This window comes from Sphaerotilus microaerophilus, assembly GCF_023734135.1.
Classification (GTDB): Bacteria; Pseudomonadota; Gammaproteobacteria; order Burkholderiales; family Burkholderiaceae_C; genus Sphaerotilus; species Sphaerotilus microaerophilus.
In genome coordinates, this window is the sequence record NZ_AP025730.1 from 3,449,831 (window position 1) to 3,469,252 (window position 19,422).

At 65.5% G+C, this 19,422-nt stretch carries 12 protein-coding genes; all 12 read right to left on the reverse strand.

Annotated elements, in window-relative coordinates:
* Positions 1-101: 101 nt before the first annotated feature.
* The 12 genes from NGK70_RS14855 to NGK70_RS14910 all read right to left on the reverse strand — a co-directional run bounded on the left by NGK70_RS14855 (position 102) and on the right by NGK70_RS14910 (position 19,417).
* On the reverse strand, positions 102-320 hold the full coding sequence (locus NGK70_RS14855) for a hypothetical protein (RefSeq protein ID WP_251969298.1): 219 nt from the start codon (positions 318-320) through the stop codon (positions 102-104).
* Positions 317-2,188, reverse strand: coding sequence for a DUF262 domain-containing protein (locus NGK70_RS14860; protein WP_251969299.1), 1,872 nt, complete (start codon positions 2,186-2,188; stop codon positions 317-319). Before NGK70_RS14860 ends, NGK70_RS14855 begins: the two co-directional genes overlap by 4 nt.
* 45 nt (positions 2,189-2,233) lie before the next feature.
* The gene (locus NGK70_RS14865) at positions 2,234-5,068 is read right to left on the reverse strand and encodes a DEAD/DEAH box helicase (protein ID WP_251969300.1); all 2,835 of its coding nucleotides are present in this window, start codon (positions 5,066-5,068) and stop codon (positions 2,234-2,236) included.
* On the reverse strand, positions 5,065-6,474 hold the full coding sequence (locus tag NGK70_RS14870) for an EH signature domain-containing protein (protein WP_251969301.1): 1,410 nt from the start codon (positions 6,472-6,474) through the stop codon (positions 5,065-5,067). Before NGK70_RS14870 ends, NGK70_RS14865 begins: the two co-directional genes overlap by 4 nt.
* 4 nt (positions 6,475-6,478) lie before the next feature.
* Positions 6,479-7,228 carry an OmpA/MotB family protein gene (locus NGK70_RS14875; RefSeq protein ID WP_251969302.1) on the reverse strand — a complete coding sequence of 250 codons (750 nt, stop codon included), beginning with the start codon at positions 7,226-7,228 and terminating at the stop codon, positions 6,479-6,481.
* A gap of 3 nt (positions 7,229-7,231) precedes the next feature.
* Complete coding sequence (locus NGK70_RS14880; RefSeq protein ID WP_251969303.1) at positions 7,232-9,580, reverse strand: hypothetical protein; 2,349 nt, start codon at positions 9,578-9,580, stop codon at positions 7,232-7,234.
* A 131-nt stretch (positions 9,581-9,711) separates the two neighbouring features.
* Positions 9,712-10,833, reverse strand: a complete 1,122-nt coding sequence (locus NGK70_RS14885; RefSeq protein WP_251969304.1) for a Fic family protein — start codon at positions 10,831-10,833, stop codon at positions 9,712-9,714.
* Positions 10,834-10,873: 40 nt separating this feature from the next.
* The gene (locus NGK70_RS14890; RefSeq protein ID WP_251969305.1) at positions 10,874-12,139 is read right to left on the reverse strand and encodes a restriction endonuclease subunit S; all 1,266 of its coding nucleotides are present in this window, start codon (positions 12,137-12,139) and stop codon (positions 10,874-10,876) included.
* Positions 12,130-14,565, reverse strand: a complete 2,436-nt coding sequence (locus NGK70_RS14895; protein ID WP_251969306.1) for a type I restriction-modification system subunit M — start codon at positions 14,563-14,565, stop codon at positions 12,130-12,132. The genes NGK70_RS14890 and NGK70_RS14895 overlap by 10 nt, the downstream gene beginning before the upstream one ends.
* 189 nt (positions 14,566-14,754) lie before the next feature.
* Positions 14,755-15,246 carry a hypothetical protein gene (locus NGK70_RS14900; protein WP_251969307.1) on the reverse strand — a complete coding sequence of 164 codons (492 nt, stop codon included), beginning with the start codon at positions 15,244-15,246 and terminating at the stop codon, positions 14,755-14,757.
* Positions 15,247-15,339: 93 nt separating this feature from the next.
* Entirely contained in the window at positions 15,340-18,357 is a 3,018-nt protein-coding gene (locus tag NGK70_RS14905) for an nSTAND1 domain-containing NTPase (protein WP_251969308.1), read from the reverse strand.
* Positions 18,358-18,880: 523 nt separating this feature from the next.
* Entirely contained in the window at positions 18,881-19,417 is a 537-nt protein-coding gene (locus NGK70_RS14910; RefSeq protein WP_251969309.1) for a hypothetical protein, read from the reverse strand.
* Positions 19,418-19,422: the final 5 nt, after the last annotated feature.

The window sequence follows — 19,422 nt, forward strand, 5'->3', positions numbered from 1 at the left end:
CAGCAGCGCCCGCAGGCAATCCTGGGTACGAGTGGTCGGCAGCGGGTCAAGTTAGCGATCGCGGTCGAGTGCCATCAAAATATTGACCGACCTCTACCCGCTCAGGCCCGCACACCCTCAGTGTCTTCCATCATCCAGGGTGACCCGCCCGGGCCATGACAGTTAGCGCGCAGCAGGGCGGCCTCCACACAACGGTTGCCCGGCCGCTCGCTCCAGTCGCCGAGGAAGTCGTAGCCCAGGCCGCCCTGATCAGTGCTTCGGATCAGCCATTGGATCACTCGGTTCTGGGTCGTCCGCTCCGGGCGCAGCAGTGCGTTCATGCGGCCGCCTCCACCAGCCGGCTCGGTGACCAGACGAGTTCGACCAGCGCGGATACCAGCTTCCGACGCCCCAGCTGATCCTCCTTGGTAAACAGATCTACGGATTCGAACGGCAGCTGGTTGGCGTCGGCGAACTGCCGGAACTTCGGCTGGTGCTCGTAGGCACTGGCATCCAGACTGGCAGCATAGAAGTTCTGCCTGGCGTAGTGCGCCCGCTTCTGAGCGAAGGGCTTATCCTGCAGGCTTCGATTCACGTCGGCCGGCAGAAGCAACAGCGATGCGACATGGTTACGCCAGTCGGTAAACTCCGCTTCATCGGCGAACATCGTCTTCACAGCCTCGAAGTTGTCGGCCCAGATGTGTTCGATGTCGAAGGGGTTCCTGGCTGTCCGGTCCACCAGCTTATCGAATGATCCGGTGCGCCCGGCCCCGCGCTCGGTGGCCTCGGTGATGCGCGCCAGAAGGTGGTAGATGTAGCGACGGCTGAACTGATTCAGACCCAGCCCTTGAATGCCCGTGCGTCCCTTGGCCGGGCTCCCCTCGAAAGTGACCTCGTCTTCGGCCAGCTTATTCCCGAGGATGTCCACCAGCTCGGTCAGCGGTCGACGCCGAAGGTCACGGCACAGCAGCCACATCGCATACGACACGCTGGAGTAGCCCACGCGGATGTAGTTCACCGCCCGGCGCATCAGCCAGATGTCCAGGTATGTGGCTGTCACCGCCAGCTTACGCCGCACTGTCTCGTCGTCGTCCGTCTCCACCAATGGAGCCAGCAGCACCGTGCTCTGCCAGGTGAAGTCGTTATGGGCGTTGTAGTAGATCGCCTGCAGGCCGGGCGTGTACTGACGGCTGGCCAGCAGTATCTGCCGGTACACCTTGGCGAAGAACGGGAAGCTCTCCGCCATCAGCTTCAGATTGGCCTGCGCCTTGCCCAGTCCGAGTCGCACGCTGTGATCGCGCACCCAACGGTGGAAGACCGTGCCGATCAACTCCCAGTCCTTGTCGACAGACCCGGCCTTGCGTTCGCGGATGCTCTCGGCGTACTGCGCGCGCAGCCAGGCCTTGATGCAGTTGGCGTCGCGCTCCGGCTCATGCTCGCCTCCCCACGAGATCAGCTCCAGAACCTGCTGCTTCCAGGTCTGGTTCGCCATCTGCCGAGCCTGGGCATCCTCGATAGGTGCCAGCAGATAGGCCTTGAGCATGTCCACCGGGCTCAACGGCTTACCCCGGTCATTCATGGTTTCGAAGATCGCGTACGCATAGCTGTCGTTGTCGGTAGCGATCTCGATGAGCCCGACTCGCGTCAACAGCCAGTAGATGAAATGCGGCAGTGCTTCACCGAGCTCGGCGAGCAGATCGTTGTCCTTGATATCCGCGTAGCGGGCATACATCGTCTGGATCGATTCGTCTTTGCCATCGGGGTTGAACGGCAGGTCCTCGAACAACGCCTGGATGACCGGCAGACGCTCCGGAATGTCGAGGTTGAACTTCGGCTGGCCCAGGTTGTCGCTGAAGATCAGCGGGGCCAGTGTCTGGATCACCGGCAGGCCTCGTCCCTTGGCAGCCCGATACAGGCAGATCAACAGCAACGTCAGCGAGGTCACACGCTGCTGGCCATCGATCAGGTAGTTTTTGCCGTTGCGCTTGCTGACGATGATCGAACCGAGGAAATACTCAGCGTACCGGCTCACCGCCGTGGTCTCGTCGCCCTGCCGGTAGTCGGCGTAGAACTTGGCCTGCAGGTCCGACAACAACTCGTCGATGTTCTCCCTTTCCCACTTGTACTCGCGCTGGTACTCGTCGATCGCGAAGGACTGGCTCTGCAGCAACTGCTGGACGGTGCGGTAGTGCGGCGTAATGGCGCTCATCGTGTTCTTCCCTGTAAAACAGTCCTTGTTCTGGCGAAGAGCCGGTCAACGTTGCGTCGTTCCCTTCCACAGCGCAACGTAGTCGTCGTGGGTGAAAGCCGGTGCGATCAGAAGCTGCCGAGCCAGCTCGCGCTTGCGGGCCATCAGCTGCTGGAGCTGGATGTCGAAGCTGAAATCCTCACGCCCAGGCAGCAGCGCCATGGGGTAGTAGATGTGGACCTCCTTGGCCTGACCGATGCGGTAGACCCGATCGGAGCATTGGTCCTCGACAGCCGGGTTCCACCAGCGAGACAGGTGGATGACGTGATTGGCGGCCGTCAGCGTCAAGCCGACTCCACCAGCCCGTGGCGACAGCAGCATGACGTCGAAATCCGCCTCCGTTTGAAATCGCTCGACACGTGCCTGGCGTTCGGCGGTGGGTACCTGGCCGTTGATGACCATAGGCAGGCGGCTCAGCCCGTAGCGGCGCTGGATCAGGTGTGGCAATTGCCCGGCATCCTGCAAGTCCAGCGACTCCAGGAAAACGAGCGCCTTTTCTCGACGAGCGGCCACTTGGTCCAGCACAAAGAACATGGCCAGCATGCGGGCCGAGTCCTCGATCACGAGTTCATCGCCATGCTGCGCCCCACCGTCGACGAGGTTCGGGTGCAGTGAGCTGCGCCGCAGAGCATGGATCAACTCCAGCGTCGCCGAGGGTCCTTTTTCCTGGAAGACCGCCAGCGAGCGCTCGTACACCTCTGCCTGCCTGAGTGGCATCGGCAACGCGATCTCGTGTTCGTGCTTGGAAGGCAGGCCCTGGAGCTTCTCCGACTTGAGTCGGCGCAGAAGCAGGCGTGGCGCTTCGAAACACTCGGCTTCCTCCTGCCAGATGGCCTCTCGCAATGCGCTGACGTTCGACGGCTCGGCCTCGAACCGGGCACTGAACGAGCGGAGATCCTTCAATGCACCGGGCTGGACTGCATCGGCCACACACCACAGGTCGGCCAGGCGGTTCTCCACAGGCGTGCCGGTCATCGCGAGCATGAAGTCAGCGTTCAGGGCCTTGACGGCATGGGTCACCCGGGCCGCCGGAGACTTGATTTTCTGGGCCTCGTCGAGGATCACCAACGCGAACCGGATGGCACCGAAACTCAGTTGGTATTCGTTGACGGCCTCATAGTTGGTAAAAACGATGTCCGCGCCCGAGAGCCGCGCGGTATCCAGACCGGCTGTGCCCAGTCGGTGGCTGCCTCGTTTGAGGGTGCGCATGTCAGGTCCATAAGCCCGCAGCACGTCGCCCAGCCCATCGCCCACCAGATGGGCTTTGGACTCCCTCTCCCAGTTGGCCAGCAGGCCCACCGGCGCCACCATGAGGACGGGACGCCGCTCGATGCGGCCGGACAGCATCTCCTCACGGATCCAGCGGGCGAAGACCAAGGCTTGGTAGGACTTGCCCAGACCCATGTCGTCACACAGCATGGCACCTTTGCTGCCCTGACCCCAATGAGCCTGCAGCCAGCGCACACCGGTTTCCTGATGCGGCTTGGGAGGAGTCAAGACACCCGTCGGCCAGCCGGGTTGGCCAGGGCGTTGCTCTACCCGAGCATGGTCGAAGTCTTCCCCGTCGAAGTTCGTCTCGATGATCAGGACTTCGGGGGCTGCTAGATCCACGGCAGCGGCTGGTCCGTCCGCCCCGGTCCGCGTCAGCGTGCGGTGCAGGGACTCCAGCGCCCGGCAGTTCGCAGGCGTCGCATCGAGCTCAATACCGTCCACACGGGCGGTGGGTACGTGACGGGCGACAGCCTCGTGCATGGCCGACATTAGGCGCTCGAGCAGCGCAGCGTCCATCGGCACGTCCTTGCCACCGATTCGCAATCCCATCTCGACTGGGGCTGCCCAGTCCTGGCTCGCAATCTTGATCCAGGGAAGCACCGGTGGCTTCCACTCTGCGATGTCGCGCACCCTCTCCGCGTAGCTCTCGGTCTCAATGAATGGCAGAGGATCTGCTTCAGTCGTCCCGAGCAGCTCGCGGATAACGGCCTCCGGTGTCCGCGCGGCACGCTTGCGTTCCTCGGCCGGCGCCTGGCGCAGCTGCCGGACCTTCTCCAGGCAGACCCGCAACGGCTCCTCGACCACAACGTAGGTGCCCCCTCCCAAAGCGAAAGCGCTGGCACCCGGGCGCTGCTGGTCCAGGCGCTGCACCATCAGTGCTTCGTCGGCCTCGGTCAGCGCCCGCAAGCGCGCTGGCTGCTCTGCGCCAAGATCTTCAGCTTCCCGCAATAGCACGGGGGCCAATTGCACTTGCCCCGCGTCGTCCTCGGTGATAGACAGCGTGAAAGCCGACGGCACCACCACTCGGAAGCCACGCAGGTAAGAGTCCGTCAGCCGCCCTGCGCCGTCCTCCCCCAGCGCCTCGCGGATCTCGGCCCAGGCCTGCAGTTGACGGTCCACGAGATCTTCGCCACCAGTCAGTAAGTTGAAGCGCTCGACAGCCTGAAGCGACTCGAACATCGCCTCAGGCATGCGCGTACGTTCACCCTGCCAGTCCACCCAGGGGCCAACCGATGCGGCACCGCGCGCCGGCAGCGTCTTGCCGGGAAGCAACCAGCGCGCCTGCAGCCGGCAGCCAGTCGCGCCGATGGCACCATTGGCGCGCACGTCCAGCGACAACGGCGTGTTCGCTGGAAGGCCGAGCTGGATGGCAACGCCTTCAGTCAGAGCTGCCACCGCCGTAACAGGCAGTGTGAGGACAGATGTCGCCTCCCCTGCAAGGCCGAGTCCGAAGCGCTCGTCCAGCTCCTGCAGCGCTGCCGCCACTGCCACGGGTGCTTCCTGCAGGAACCGTGGAAGAGGCTGCCCCACCTCGGCCCTTGCCCCCCGGTCGTCCAGCTCCCATTTCATGCGATCTCCCGGTCGGGCAGATAAACACCCGTGTGGCTGTTGATGAAATCCCGTGCCTTCTTCTGCCAGGTGCCGCCGTCCGACCCGCGGTGGTACAGGTGGGGATTCTTGTTCTCCGCGTTCGCGTCGTGCATCCACATCGAGCGGTCGTCCGTTAGTTCTTCGCGGTCGTACTCATTGCGGTAGAGCTTCGGTGCCTTAGGGTCTGCCGTTTTGTAGGCGCGCAAGGCGCCGTTGTGACTCCATTCGACGAAGGTGAGATCACCCAGTTGCAGCAGTAGCACAGAGCGGCGCCCAGGAGAATCGTTCAGCAGCGAGCCGCACTGCATGACGGCCCCCAAATTGCTGTATCCAATCCGCTCCTTGGCCTCCGAGCCCAACACCAGCCAGACCTCATCGACGTAGCCGCGGCGGTGGTAGGCCATCCAGAACTTCTCCCGGTACTCCCAGGTTTCGTCGGCGGTCAGCTTGAGCGCGTTGACGAAGGTTTCCAGCGACTTACCCGCCAGCCAGCGTTTGACCACCGACACCGCTTCGTGGTCCACCCCCTGCCACTGGTAGCCGGCGCGTCCAACCCATCGCGGATCTCCGTAGGACTCCGGCGGCACGAACGTGGCCATCAGCTTGTCCCTGATCGTCGCGGCAGCGTGCTGGCGGTGATCCACCCAGGGCAGAAGCAGGCCGTTGGCAAATGGCACGCGCAGGGACGATCGTGCGGGTGCCTCGCCCACCAGCGCCGTCCAGGCGAGCACCTTGTCGATGGCCGGCTCCAACCTCAGCGTCGACCCAGGCGATTGCAGCAGCGCCGGCAAGACCTGCCGCCCAAGCGGTGAGGCCGGGAAGTCCGGCGCCAGGCAGAGCTCGACCAACCAGCCGTCGATCGAGCCTCTGTGGGCCAGCAGGGCCGCCGCCAGGCGCGGCCCCAATCGATCGGGCTGCAGTAACCCGACGCGCTCGTGTGCCGTTCTCAGCGTGGAGGCCAAGGGGCCCACAGCCATGCCCACCTGGGTGGAGAACTCCTGCGCGTAGCGGGCGAATGTGCGGTCTCCACTTCTGAACGAACCGACATAGGTGTGAAACAGAGGGGCCAGCCAGCGAGAGGCCATCGTCGGCCTGCCGGTCAATGCCGGGCGCAGCACCTCACGCCAATAGCGGCGCACCAGCCGGGGCTCCACCTCCGGCAGGGGCTCCGGACCGCCGTCCCAGTAGGCGTAGGGCAACTGTCGCCACTGGCCGGGGCTGAGATCGTCGTAGTGGCGGCTGCGCGCCTGGGCGTAGGCCTGCCGCAGGCGCTGGGCCAGGCTGAGCAGATCTGCCGGCCGTGGCTCCATCGGCCCGGCACTCGATCCAACTGCGGCATCGACCAGTTGAGGAAAGCCAACTGGCAGCGTTGCGAACAGGCCCATGGTGCTACTTCCCGGCCGAACGGTTGACGGCGTCCATCAGCTCGCCGATCGGGCGGTAGGTCATCACGATGCGCAGATCGACGCGGCGGTTGCGGCTGTCTGTGGGCTCCGTCCCCGCGATTGGCCGGCTGTCCGCGTAGGCACTGAAGGAGAACATCGGCTGGTTCTGCTTATTGCGGTAACCATTCAACGCTGTTTCCGCCACCAACACCTTATGCACCGCCTGGGCGCGGTCCAACGACAAGTTGGTGTTCGTGTACCCGGCAGCGCTCATCGGGCGGCTGTCGGTGTGGCCTTCGATGAAGACGGTGTCGATCTGGTGTCCCGCCGGGTTCTGGCTGCACTCGGTATGCCCCGCTTTCTGGTTGGCCACGAAGCAGGGCAGTACCGCCTGGAGTGCGGAAGCCGCCTGTCGCAGCGCCTCTACCCCTTTGGGTTCAAGCGTGGCCTTGCCAATGCTGAACAGGAGCGACTCGGGCAGCGAAATCACACCGGTCGCAGGGTCGATGCGAATGTCACCGCCCAGCGCCGGCGCCAACGCGCTTCCCAGCTCGGTGACCACCGCACCGCGTGGGTCCTTGGTCCGATTGAACACTGCCTCCTGTCGTCGCTGCTCCAAGGCCAGCACCACCACGAGGATGATGAAGACGAAGAGCAGTCCGATCATCAGGTCGGACGCCGAGGCCAGGTAGTTGCTTTCCGATTCCGGCGCGGTGGCAACCGGCGCAGAGGGCCGTCTGGGTGTGATCAACATGCGTCACCCCCGCTGCGGCAGTTGGCCGAACGAATCGTTCAGCGCCTCGATCGCACCACTCATGTTGTGGATCGAGCTATTGATGCCGCTGATCGCCTTGGACAGCGCCGCATCCAGCTGCTGGTGCAGCGCTGCCACTTGGCCGGAGTAGGCTCCGACGCCTTCACGCATCTCGGCCACCGTCTTGTGCAGCGTTTTGGAGGTGTCGTCCATGGCGCGGCGGCTGCTCTCAGTGGCATCGCGGGTCTCGCGGGCAGTGCGAGCCAGCAACTCGGTGACCTGGGCGATGGCGGCAAGTGCCTGCGGCGCGCGGGCCGCAAGGTCGGTATTCACAGCCGACATCGCCCTGCCCAGCTCACCGATCGAGACGGTCGAGCTGCGCACGTCGTTGGCCGCGCCATGCAGGCTGGCAATCAGCGGTTCCCAGCTCGACGCCGTCTGCCCCATGGCCTGCACCACCACGCCGGCACGGACCAGACCTTCCTGGAAGTGAGCGGCACTTTCCTCGCCCTGCGCGGCCAGCCGATGCGCTGCCTCGGCGATGGCCAGGACCTCTCGGCTCATAGCCGCCGTCGAGTGGGCCACTGCGTCGAGCTTGGCACTCATCACCTCGCCAAAGTTCGCCGCATGTTCGGCCAAGCGGGCGGCAGAAGCATCGAAGCTGGTGGCCGCCTGGGCCGTCGAGTTGCCCAGCACCCCGGCGGCCGTCTGCGCCCCAAGAGTCAGCAGATCCACCGCACCGGCCACCCCGCTGGCCCAGTGGGCGCTGGCCTGCTGCGCCGCCTCACCCAGGCGCAACATCACGCCCGTCATGGCCTGATCCACCTGGGCGCCAGCCCGCTCCAGAGTCTGTGCGCACTGCACCACCTTGGCCTCCATCGTGGTCGCCAGGGCTTCGCCATGTCGGCTCATCGAGGCGCTTGCGCTGTCGATGCTTGTAGCCGCCTGCTCGCCGGCCGTCTGCAGGCGCATTGCAGCCCCATCGATGCGTTCGCGCAGCGTGTCGGCAGCCCCCTGCATCGCTGTCACCAGCTGCGCGCCCGCTGCTTCGGCGCCTTCTGCAATGCGCTGGCCGGCGTTGTCGAGCTGGCCGGAGCTGGCCGCGGCGGCGTCCATCATCGCCTTGGCGGCTGCGGCCAAGTCAGCGCGGAAGTTGGCGCCGGACTCCCCCATGCGCGCCACCAGTTCGCCGCCAGCATCCTCGATCTGGCGCGCCGCCTCGCCCGCGCCGCTGTGCAGACTCGACCCCGCGTGGGCCAGCTGGCTGGCCAGGCCCACCAGCGCGCCCTTGAACTCTGCCATCTCCTCCTTGGTTGCCTCGGCCAGTCGCCGGGCATGCTCATGGGCCATGCGGTCCAGGCTTTCCTGGTTGATGGTGCCGATGCGCTCGGTCAGCCGCTCCAGCGCACTTACCAATTGCTGGGTCATCCCGTCGAAGCGAGGAGCCAACGCGGTGTCGATCGCGCTCCCTAGCGCCACCACCAAGTCGGACGTCAAGTTGCCCAGTATCTTCTTCTGCTCCTCGCTCAGCAGATGGAGTTCCTGTGTGGTGCCCAGCAGGTCTTCGGTGAGCTGCTTTTGCGAGGTCAGCAGGTTGACCACAGCCTGCCCAGTGGCCTGTTGCGCCTCCAAGGTCTTCAGCATGCCGCCGAAGAGATCGAATTGGGCGACCAACGCTCTTTCGCTGCCGGTAAAGGGGGCGATGCGGTCCAGCTCAGTCAACACCGCGTCACAACAACCGTCCAGACGCGCCATCTGCCAGCGAGCAAACACCGTCCAGGCCACTGATGCAAACAGGCCGGCCAGCGAGGTGACGAACTTTCCGCCCGCGGTATGGAGCAGCTCGCGCGTGGCGTCCAGCAGCTGGTGTTGCCCGCCGCCCTGGTCCGCCAGGGCCTTGGTGGCGCCCGCCAGCGCCAGGGTCAAGAACAGGAAGGTGAACAGAAGGCCTACGCCCACCAACAAATTCGGCATGGCCTCGGCGAGACCCAGGTTCAGCCGCCCAGCCAGCAATCGCGGTGGCGTCCACAGGTCACGGGGCGAGCCGGCAAACACCGGCCGAGCGCCCTGCGCCGCCGGCAACCACACTATGCGGGCAACCGTCTCCCGCCAAGCCTCGCGCAGTCCCGGGAAGCTGCCAGGCTCCGCCGCTGCCCACTGGTGAACCTGCGAGGACTCCAGCGTCGCGACCTTCTTCAGGTCCGCAGCGATCTTGCGAAGATCCTGTTTCAGCTTTCGCAATGGTTGGTAAAACCAGCGCCCGCCAAGCAGGGCTGAAACCAGCAGGATCGAGGCCGCGATGTAAAGGATGTGCGGATCTTCGGCCCAGGTGACCAAAAAGAACTGTTGCACCGAAGACCAAAAGCCCTTGGTATTGGCGTCCAAATCGTCCTCCCTTTCGTCTTGATCGTTGTCGGCGCCCGTGGCGCCTGATTCGTCGAGTTCGTCATGCTCGGCCGCCCACCTTGTGGCACCGGGCGTCGTCAATCCTGTTGGGTCGGCCCGCCGAGCCGCTCCGCCGCCTGCTGCCAAGCCCGCCCCGCCGGTGTCAGACGATAGCGCTGCAATCGACTGTTCGGCTTGTCCGGGAGTGTCATCTCGACCAGCCCGCTGTCGATGGCCGGGAGCAGGAAGGCCTGGCCGAAGTGGTTGCGGTCACGCAGCCCCAATGCGTCCATCAGTTCCTGTCGGGCATGCTCGCCGCTGAAGGCCCGGACCAACGTGCCGACTTGCTGGGTGACTTGCGGGGTGACTTGCGGGGTGACTTGCGGGGTGACTTGCGGGGTGACCTGTTGGGCGCCTTCCCCGGCCGCCGACCGGCGCACGACCACGCGGAACTGGTTGGCCGCCACCTCGTCGATCAGTTCGATGGCGGGCCAGTCGCGCAGCGCGCGTGGGATGCCGGTGCCCAGGCCGCGGTAGGGCAGCAGGTGCACCGCGTGTTCGGTGAGCGTGGGATTGCGGCGGTTGGTGGCGCCGCGGCGAATGGCCTCGGTGCTCAGGCTGTCGGGCAGGTGGCCGGGGCTGATGATCTCCAGGCGGTCGGCGAAGACCATCAGGCGGATCGATGCGCTGGTGAAGTAGTCGCGGTGGATCAGCGCATTGACCAGCAGCTCCTCCAGCGCCTGCTCAGGGATCTCCAGCTGGCCGAGGGTGTTGAAGCCCCGGTCGCCCTGCACATGCCGCAGGTTGCGGCGGATGAAGGCAAAGCTGCGCTGATACTGCTCGGGCAGCGTGCCGTCGATGTCCTCGCTGTCCAGGTAGCGGGTGTCGGTCAGCGCGGTGCCGGGGAAGCACACCGCCTTGACCACCAGGGCCGGGCACAGGCGCTGCGGGCGCTGGCCGAACAGCAGCAGCCCCGCCAGGTTCAGCTCGCGGCCGTCGCTCAGGCCCAGGTTCTGCAGCAGATGCTCCAGGCCTTGGCCGGCGTACTCGGGGCGCTGGCCGAAGCGGCGCTGGAAGTAGGCGGTAAAGGCCTTCTCGTCGATGTCCGCCGGTGAGCTGCCGGCCACCGGCACGCTGTCGGCGTTGGTTTCATCGCGCCTGAACTGGTGCCGGCTGTCCTCGCCGCGGGCCAGTATCTCCAGCAATTCCGTTTCGGTCATGCCTGCGCTTCTGTGTTCGGATGTCGCGTCCCCACCGCCGTCACACCAACCGCGTGCGCCCCGTCAGCAGCTCTTGCATCATCCCCTGCTTGAGCACCTGAGTTTTCTCGCGCCGCGCCTCCAGGGCCTCTAATTCGGCGTCCATGTCGGCGAGGACAGCGGCGATGGCTTGCTGTTCGGCGACCGATGGGAGTGCTACCGGCAATTCGCCCAGCGACGATTTGCTGATCGACGCCAAATTGGTGGTCTGCTTACCGGCGAGCATGAAATACTGGCGCGCCTGAACCCCGCTCGTCCATGCATTCAGATAGTCAGGCAGCAAGCTGTCACCACACCGAACGGCAAATACGTGATTTTGATGAATGCAGGGGTCAATCTGTCCGCGCCACACGGCACCGCGCCCAAGCTGGTCGAGGTCGCCACCTTCGTTCATCAAGACATCGCCGGCCCGCAGCGAGTATCGACGAAGTTCTTGCCGGGGAATGCTGATGAAGCTGACATCGCTCAGGTCCACATGGCCATCCTGAACATTCGCCACGCGCAGATAAGCCACCGATACTGGATCCTGAATCGCGACGCTCACATTCTTGGCCAGACCACCGCGAACTTCGGAAAGCTCGCCCAGCCTCCTCACCTCCCACTCCCCCTCAAACCCCGGCAAACGCGTCTTCCCCGTCAACAGCTGCTGCATGGCGGCCTGCTTGAGGGCGCGCTTCTTGGCGATGAGGCGGTCCAGGCCGGACAGGAGGGCGTCGATGTCGGAGAGCGCTGCGGCGATGGCGCGCTGCTCTGTCTCGGGGGCATACGGGATTTGAAGACGGCCCAATACCGCCTGATTCAAAGACGGCATTGTCGTCCCAGTGGCGTTCTTAATAAGCCATGAGCGTACAGTCGACGCCTGAAGCTGCGCTGCCACATACGGCGAGTGATAAGGGGTTTTTGGCCGAATACTAAGTCCATCAGACCCCAAAAACCAGCCATCTTCTAATACAGAAACCAGCGCCGAACGATCAACCGCCCCCTTTCGACCAAAGACAATATCCCCATCACGAAGTATATATTGTGGCAGACGACGGGTCACATGCTCAGGTATTCTAGGTGTTCTTTCTGTAATCTTGAAGAATCCCGCCCCTATTTCCCCTACCGAGACCAATGGAACGCCATCGTTAGACGAGTATTCGCTGGCGCTTAAGAGAGTACCGAATGGACCAGTTCTTATGTAACTTATTTCATCAATTGACTTAACCGACCAGTCATCAGGAAGCAATCCAACTTCAGTTTTCTTGTATTTTTCACTCAGTTCCATGAGATCCCCATACGAGATAAGTGTCCCTCGACGCGGACAGCAAGATTCATGACCTTATCAATTAGCCCATCCATCGGTGTGGCATAGCGCTCCGCCAACTCCCGAACCCGCCCGGTCAGCGACTGCGAAACCCAATCCAGCTCCGCCCCCACATCCGCCGCAATCCGCCCCAACCATTTGTCGCCAACCACCAACGCCCGCACATCCGCCTCGGTCAGCGCGTCATACCGCGCCAGCGCGGCCGCATCCAGTGCGGCCTCGGCTTCCTTGGCCTGTTTCTTCAGCGCGGCGATGCGCTCGGTCTGGGCGAGCCACTGCTTGAGGATGGCGAGTTCCGCGGCGCCTTCGGGGTCGCGGCCGATTTCCTTGATCCGGTCCTTCACCGCCGCGGCGGTGATGCTGTCGTAGCCGGAGAAGACGGCGTCGTCCCCGCCATGCTCCTCCTCCAGCTCGGCCAGCGCGGCCTGGGCAGCTTCCAGGTCGGCCTGCAGGGCCTCCAGCGCGGCCTGCTCTGCTGCCAGGTAGCGCGACACGATCAGCGGCTTGGGCAGCAGGTCGCAGGCCCAGCCGCGGTCCTTGCTGCGGCCCTTCTTGTCCGTCTCGACGATGCGGCGCGGCCGCGCCACCCAGCCGTCGGCGGCGATGAGGTAGGCGTCGTCCTGCATCGTGGCGGCCCAGTAGTCCATCAGATGCTGGTAGACGTCGTAGGCGTCCAGCAACGGCACCGGGCGGAAGGCCGCCAGCAGGCTTTCGGACAGCTCGGCGATCAGCGCCTTGGGGTGCGCCCCGGCGCCGTAGCCGCTCAGCACCGGCTGCACAGCGGCCTGCCAGTCGGCCAGGCGCTGGCTGGCGCCCTGGCGGAAGGCGACGAACTCGGCATGGCCCAGGATGGCCGGCTTCACCTGCGCCAGCGGCAGGCGCAGCTGGGCATAACCGGGCCGGCCGGCGGACTCGAACAGCGCGGCGCGCAGGCCGGGCATCACGCGCCAGTAGGGGGCGAGCTTGCTGTCCGCCGCGTCCAGGTCCCGCTCCGGGATGCCGCCGCGCAGATGGGCCTCGATGTCGTGCAGGTCCTCGCTTTCGCTGCTGTCGATGTAGCGCGGCAGGTTGAGGTTGTAGTCGTTCTTCGCGTCCGCAATCTCGTCCACGCCGACCAGGCGCGCATAACGCGGCGTGTCGATCTGGCGGGTGAAGGTGTCGACGATGCGGTGGATGTCCTGCTCGCGCAGGCGGTTCTTGTTGCCGTCCTTCAGGCAGCCCTTGGACGCATCGATCATGAAGATGCCGCGCCGGGCGGCGGCGTTCTCCTTGTCCAGCACCAGGATGCAGGCAGGGATGCCAGTGCCGTAGAACAGGTTGGCAGGCAGGCCGATGATGCCTTTCAGGATGCCCGAGCGCACCAGCTGCCGGCGGATCACCGCCTCCGCATTGCCGCGGAACAGCACCCCGTGCGGCAGGATGCAGGCGGCCTTGCCGCTGCCCTTCATGCTGCGGATGATGTGCAGCAGGTAGGCGTAGTCGCCCTGCTTGGTGGGCGGCACGCCCCAGGCGAAGCGCTGGTAGGGGTCGGCCTCGGGCGTCAGGCCGGCGCCCCAGGACTTGTCGGAAAACGGCGGGTTGGCCACCACGTAGTCGTAGCTGCGCAGCTGCTCACCGTCCTTGAACTTGGGGTTGGCCAGCGTGCTGCTGCCACCCAGCACGTTGGCCGTCGGGAAGTCGTGCAGGATCATGTTCATCCGTGCCAGGCCGGCGGTGGTCACGTCCTTCTCCTGCCCTTCCAGCGTGATGTGCCGGCCCGCCTCGGCCGCCACCTTCAGCAACAGCGAGCCGGAGCCGCAGGTCGGGTCATACGCGGTGGTGGAGGCACGGGTGTTGTCCGGCGAAATGCCCAGCACCTTGGCGATCACCCGGCTCACTTCGGCCGGGGTGTAGAACTGGCCCTTGCTCTTGCCACTCTCGGTGGCGAAGTGGCGCATCAGGTACTCGTAGGCGTCACCGAGGATGTCGTCGTGCTCGGCGCGGTGGTCCGAGAAGTCCAGCTCCGGCTTCTGGAAGATGCCCACCAGGTTGGTCAGCCGGTCGACCATCTCCTTGCCCTGGCCGAGCTTGTTCGGGTCGTTGAAGTCCGGAAAGTCGCTGCGCGCCAGCCGGGCATTGGCGTCGATCAGCGGCTGGATGATCTGGGTGTTGATGCGGTCACCGATGTCGCTGCGGCCCTTGAGCGCCACCATGTCCGCAAAGCCGGCCCCGGCCGGAATGACCACCGGCGGCGCGAAGTCGTCCGAGTCCGCGTACTTGTCGCTGATGTACTTGATGAACAGCATGAACAGGACGTAGTCCTTGTACTGGCTGGCATCCATGCCGCCACGCAGTTCATCGCAGGAGGCCCAGAGAGAGGAATAGAGGTCGGATTTCTTGAGGGGCATGTCGGCAGCACTGCAGCGGGAGGGTCGGCGCCGGGCCGCGAACCTCCCTGGATCGCGCTGCGCTGCGCCGTTGCAGGCATGTTACCGGCGGGCTGCACCGTCCCGGCTGGGCGGCGCCGCGGGCGACATGAGACATCCTGCCGTGAACACCACCCGCGGCCCGATGCCCCGCGGGCAGCGAGCCAGCCGCTACGCCGCCACGTCCTCGATGCGCGTCAGGTCGTCCTCCCCCTCCACACCGGCCATGCTGCCCAGCAGCCGGGTGTAGTGCAGCAGCACCTCCTGCAGCGCCTCCAGCTCGCCGCGGAAGACCAGCCGCTGCGCCGGCTCCTGAAACGCCCCGCCCAGCGCCAGCCGGTGCCAGCGGGCGGTGAAGGGCCGCACCTTCTGGTTCAACACCACGATGGCGATCTTGGCGAACTCCCGGGCGTGCCGGCCACCGGGGGCCTTCAGGATCTCCCGCGTCAGCCCGAACAGCCGGTACACCGAATCCAGCGCCGCCTGCTCGTCCCCGTCGTCGCGGGGCAGCGGCTGCGTGGTGATGCGCGTGACCAGCTCGATGTACAGCGCCCAGGCGGCTTCCTTGTCCTGATCACTGGGCTTGAACTCGGCATTGAGCACGCCGACATTGATCTTCAGGCTCGACAGGCTCCACTGATCGAGCAGCTCGCGCCATTTCATGGTCTGGTCCTCTGGTGAGCTTCTGGGGCCGGCGGATGCCGAAGCCGGCATTGTGGCGCTGCGCGGCGCGATCAGTGAACAGCCGGTCAGCGTTCAGCGGCCAGCGGCGCCCGCGGGCAGCGATTCGGATGGGGACGCACGACACACTCGAAAACCAACGTTGAAGTACCTGTTGACGGGGCGGTCGTCGTAGCGGACCGACGCGCGCAGGAACCCCGGGTTGAAGTTCCAGGACCCGCCGCGCAGCACACGCCGACTGTCCGGCTCCGCCGACTTCGGGTCGGCAGGCTGGTTGTCTCGGGTGTAGACCGACAACGTCCATTCCCAGGCACTGCCCGCGGTGTCGTACAGCCCGAAGTGATTGGGGGCATAGCTGCCTGCGGGCGCGATGCGGTTCTCGAAGCGCGCATCGCAGCCATCACAGTTCGCCCGCGGCGGCTGGCCGGGCTGCTCCTTCGGGAGTTCAGGCCCCCACCAGAAGGCCGCCTCCTGGCTGCCCGGGCGGCCGGGTGCGCGGGCGGCGTATTCCCATTCCTCCTCAGTCGGCAGTCTCCAGGTCTGGCCGGTCAGCTTGCTGAGCCACTCGGTGTAGGCCACCGCATCACGTTGGCTGACATAGACAACCGGGATGTTGTCGGGGCGCCAGTTCCAATCACTCATGTTTAGCGCCAACTCAGGGTAGCTGGGCTTCTTCGATCCCGCCGATGCCGTGCGACGGCGTTGCCAGACGGCATAGTCATATTCGGCGAGCGTCACCTCGAACTGGCCGAAGGCGGTGCACGGCTCGGGCATCTGGCGCAGATCGACACGACGCCAGGCCTCGTCGGAACCGCACTTGATCCCTTCCTTGTCGTCCCGGCCGGGTTTGCAGCCGTAGTCGAATGCTCCCAGCGGGATGTCCACCGTGCGTGGAATCGGTGGGGAGCGCCAACCCCACCGGAGTGTCATCACGAGGTCCAGGGCGTCGTCGGTCGCCAGCCACTGCGCTATTGCAGTGCGGAGGGGGTACTGCACTACAAGTCCGGCCAACAAGAGAGCGGACACCCACAGCCCTGTCACACGAGCCAGCGCCGGGCGCCGCGCGCTTTTCAGGTAGGCAAGCTCCGCCTCGCTGGCCATGAACCGCACCGCGTCATACCGGCGCAACTGCCTGCGATCGGGGCCGTTCAGGAGCCGGTCGGCGGCGCCCGTGGTCGGCCAGGCCTCCGCTTCCTGCCGCAGGTTCTGCCGCAGCAGGTCGCGGTCCTTGTGCGCCGCCAGGTACTCGACCAGGCGGGGCCAGTAGGGTTGCGGCTGGCCGCCGGCCGGGCCGGGCGGGCGGCTGCGCAGCAGGGCTTCGTGGATCAGGTCGACGCGGCGGGTGTCGGCGCCCTGGGCGTCGGCGGTGCTGCCGCTCACGGTGATCAGGCGCAGCCGGGCGGCGGTGTCGGCCGCCTCGCGGCGCTGGCCCGAGAGGGCGCCCAGCAGTTGCTGGCCGCGGGCCAGGTCGGCGTCCTGGAAGCCCTGCCCAGCCTGCCGGCAGGCCTGCAGCCAGGTGAGGGACTGGCGGGTGTGCCGGCCTTCGGGGTGAAAGTGCGCCAACGCCGAGAGCAGCTCCAGCGCGCCACGCTGCAGCGGGCTGCGGGCATCGCCCAGGCCCGCCAGCAGGCGGTCGGCCTCGCTGGCCAGGAGGCCGCCCAGGCGGCCGAGGGCGTCGTACTCCGCCAGCGTCAGCACGCCGGGCGCACCCCGCGGGCGGCGCAGCCAGAGGGTTTCCATCGCATGCTGCAGCAGCGGCAGTGCGGCGGCGGGGTCGTCCTCCGCGTCGTCCAGCAGGGCCTGCAGCAGCTCCGGCTGCACGGTCAGCCGGCCCAGGCGGGCGGGGGCCGTGATGGCCTGGGCCAGCCCTGCCCGGCCCATGGGCGTGAGGGTGAAGGGGCTGGTCAGCGTGTTGAGCAGGCCGGCCAGGAGCGGCAGGTCTTCAGCGATGCGGTGCTGGTAGTCGCTGCGGCAGGTGCTGACCAGGTGCAGCGGGCTGGCCGGAGCGGTGAGTGCCTCGGTGAGCAGCAAGTCCAGCCGGGCGCGGGCGTTGGCGCTGCTGAGGGTGAAGAGCTCCTCGAACTGGTCGATCACCAGCAGCACGCCGATGGGGCGCTGGCCGAGGGCGTCGCGCAGCCAAAGGCGCAGGGTTTCGGGCGGGCCCTGGCGCAGCTTGTCGAGCAGATCGAGCGACTTCTCGCGCAAGGCCGGCGCCAGCACCTCGGCCAGCGACACCAGAGGGTCATTGCCGGGCAGCATCGGCGCGGTGACGGCCCAGTCGTCCAGCCCGGTGCGGGCCGAAAGGGCCCCCTGCTCGGCCAGCGGCAGCAGGCCGGCGCGCATCAGCGAGGACTTGCCCGAGCCGCTGCCGCCGACGATGTGCAGCCAGCGGCGGTACGGTGCGCTGCTGCCGGCCAGCGCCTGGGCTGGCGCCCTTTTGGCTTCGAGCAGCGCGATGGATGGAATGTCCGGCGTGCGGCCCAGCAGGTTCAGCGCGGCCAGCACCTCCCGCTCGCGGCCGAAAAAGCGCCGGGCCTGCTCCTTCTGGAACGATGCCAGCCCTACCCAGGGGCAGACGTCGGGCGGCAGCAGCGCCTCGGCCGGCGGGCCGTCGTCAGCCAGGACGCCCAGGCGGGCCAGCGGGCGGGTCAGCGCCTCGATCAGCGCCTCGGGCGGGGCCGCCGCCGCCTCCTCCCACCTCACGCCTTGCAGCAGGCCGAGGAAGGGCAGCGTCGCCAGATCCGGTGCGCCGGGCAGTAACACCGGCACGATCTGCGGGCGCTCCTGGGGCTCCTGCGCGCCGAAGTGGCGGTTCAGCACGGTGGAGGTTTCCGCGCCCACCCAGCGCCCCAGCCCCTGCGGGCCGAGCAGCACGACGAAGCGCCGGCAGCCCTGCAGCGCCTCGCCCAGCGCATCCAGCCAGCGGTCGCTGGCGCGCAGCGAGGCGTCGTCCTTGAAGACGGTCAGCCCCCGGGCGAGCAAGGCCCGGTGCAGCAGGTCCGCCTGCGCCAGGTGGGTGGCGCGGTGGTAGCTGATGAAGACCTCGGGCCGCTGCGGCTCTCCCATGAACTTCCCTTCGGTTTTCGGGGGCATTCTGCCGAATCCTATTGCTTCGACCGGGATCTACAGATGTCGACTGCATGCGCAGACTTTGTCTGCGAAGACGCCCAACCCCTGTCCCTTCTCGGTTCAAACAGCAAGCAACATCCCCTTCTCGACCCGATCGTCGGCATCGCTCATTGCCTACACCGCCTCAGGGGCGGCCTGTTCCTGCGGTTGGTGGTGAGGCGTACCCCGGTAGCAGACGTAGATCTCGCACAACCATTTGAGGGAAGTCCGCGGCTCTTGCGCCTACTGCCGGCCACCCGCCATCACCACCAATCTCCACCAGTTGCCCACTGTGTTCGTTCGCCAGCCAGGCCGCCAGAGTGTGTGGGCACCAAAAATTCAATACTCGACGTGAACCCGGTGCATCGCTGCCCAACTCTTCAATGCGCGACCGTTGGTCGCCCGGCATCAGCAACCCTCGGGCAGCAGCGCGAAGTTATTGCAGTGCCATCCATCATAATGGTGCGACTCCCTGAATCGGTCGAAATTCATGTAACTTCATCCTCTATCAATTTGGGTACATCGCTCGAGATATAGCACCAAAGGACCCAGTCACAATATCTTCATCCTTCATTTCTATGACTCCCACAAGATATTCTCGCACCGGATTGAGAGCCTGATCTGATTCGGACTTCAGATCAGTCGTGGCTTGCTGGGCTGCACCACGCAACATATTACCAAGATGGGCTGTTTGATAGGTGCTCGCCTTGCTTTTCAGAGAAAGGATGCCTCGCTCTCCATTTCTTAGGAATTCCCCAGATATTCGTTCTTCAACTGCTGCCAGCTTTCCCAGGACATCGATCACCTTTGAACGCGCAGCAGGAACATGAGAGACGATATCAACGTAAGCGGTTGCGATCTGCTCGTCCAACAGCTGCTTGTTGACTCGGGACTTTGCAGCGTTGATATCCCTCCAGAATCGATCTCGCGTAGCGACAACGTCATACTTTTTCGCCAGGTCCTCGCTTAGCTCAACAAATACGGGCTGCAGATCTTGGTACATTGAAAGTTGTACTGCTTGCCACCGATCCAACTTCACGATCACGGAGG

Bases quoted from the DNA above. Each gene is read 5' to 3' on its own strand.
- NGK70_RS14895 (WP_251969306.1), bottom strand. From the start codon at position 14,565: ATGCCCCTCAAGAAATCCGACCTCTATTCCTCTCTCTGGGCCTCCTGC.
- NGK70_RS14865 (WP_251969300.1), bottom strand. From the start codon at position 5,068: ATGAAATGGGAGCTGGACGACCGGGGGGCAAGGGCCGAGGTGGGGCAG.
- NGK70_RS14885 (WP_251969304.1), bottom strand. From the start codon at position 10,833: ATGACCGAAACGGAATTGCTGGAGATACTGGCCCGCGGCGAGGACAGC.
- NGK70_RS14875 (WP_251969302.1), bottom strand. From the start codon at position 7,228: ATGTTGATCACACCCAGACGGCCCTCTGCGCCGGTTGCCACCGCGCCG.
- NGK70_RS14870 (WP_251969301.1), bottom strand. From the start codon at position 6,474: ATGGGCCTGTTCGCAACGCTGCCAGTTGGCTTTCCTCAACTGGTCGAT.
- NGK70_RS14900 (WP_251969307.1), bottom strand. From the start codon at position 15,246: ATGAAATGGCGCGAGCTGCTCGATCAGTGGAGCCTGTCGAGCCTGAAG.
- NGK70_RS14905 (WP_251969308.1), bottom strand. From the start codon at position 18,357: ATGCCCCCGAAAACCGAAGGGAAGTTCATGGGAGAGCCGCAGCGGCCC.
- NGK70_RS14860 (WP_251969299.1), bottom strand. From the start codon at position 2,188: ATGAGCGCCATTACGCCGCACTACCGCACCGTCCAGCAGTTGCTGCAG.
- NGK70_RS14855 (WP_251969298.1), bottom strand. From the start codon at position 320: ATGAACGCACTGCTGCGCCCGGAGCGGACGACCCAGAACCGAGTGATC.
- NGK70_RS14890 (WP_251969305.1), bottom strand. From the start codon at position 12,139: ATGGAACTGAGTGAAAAATACAAGAAAACTGAAGTTGGATTGCTTCCT.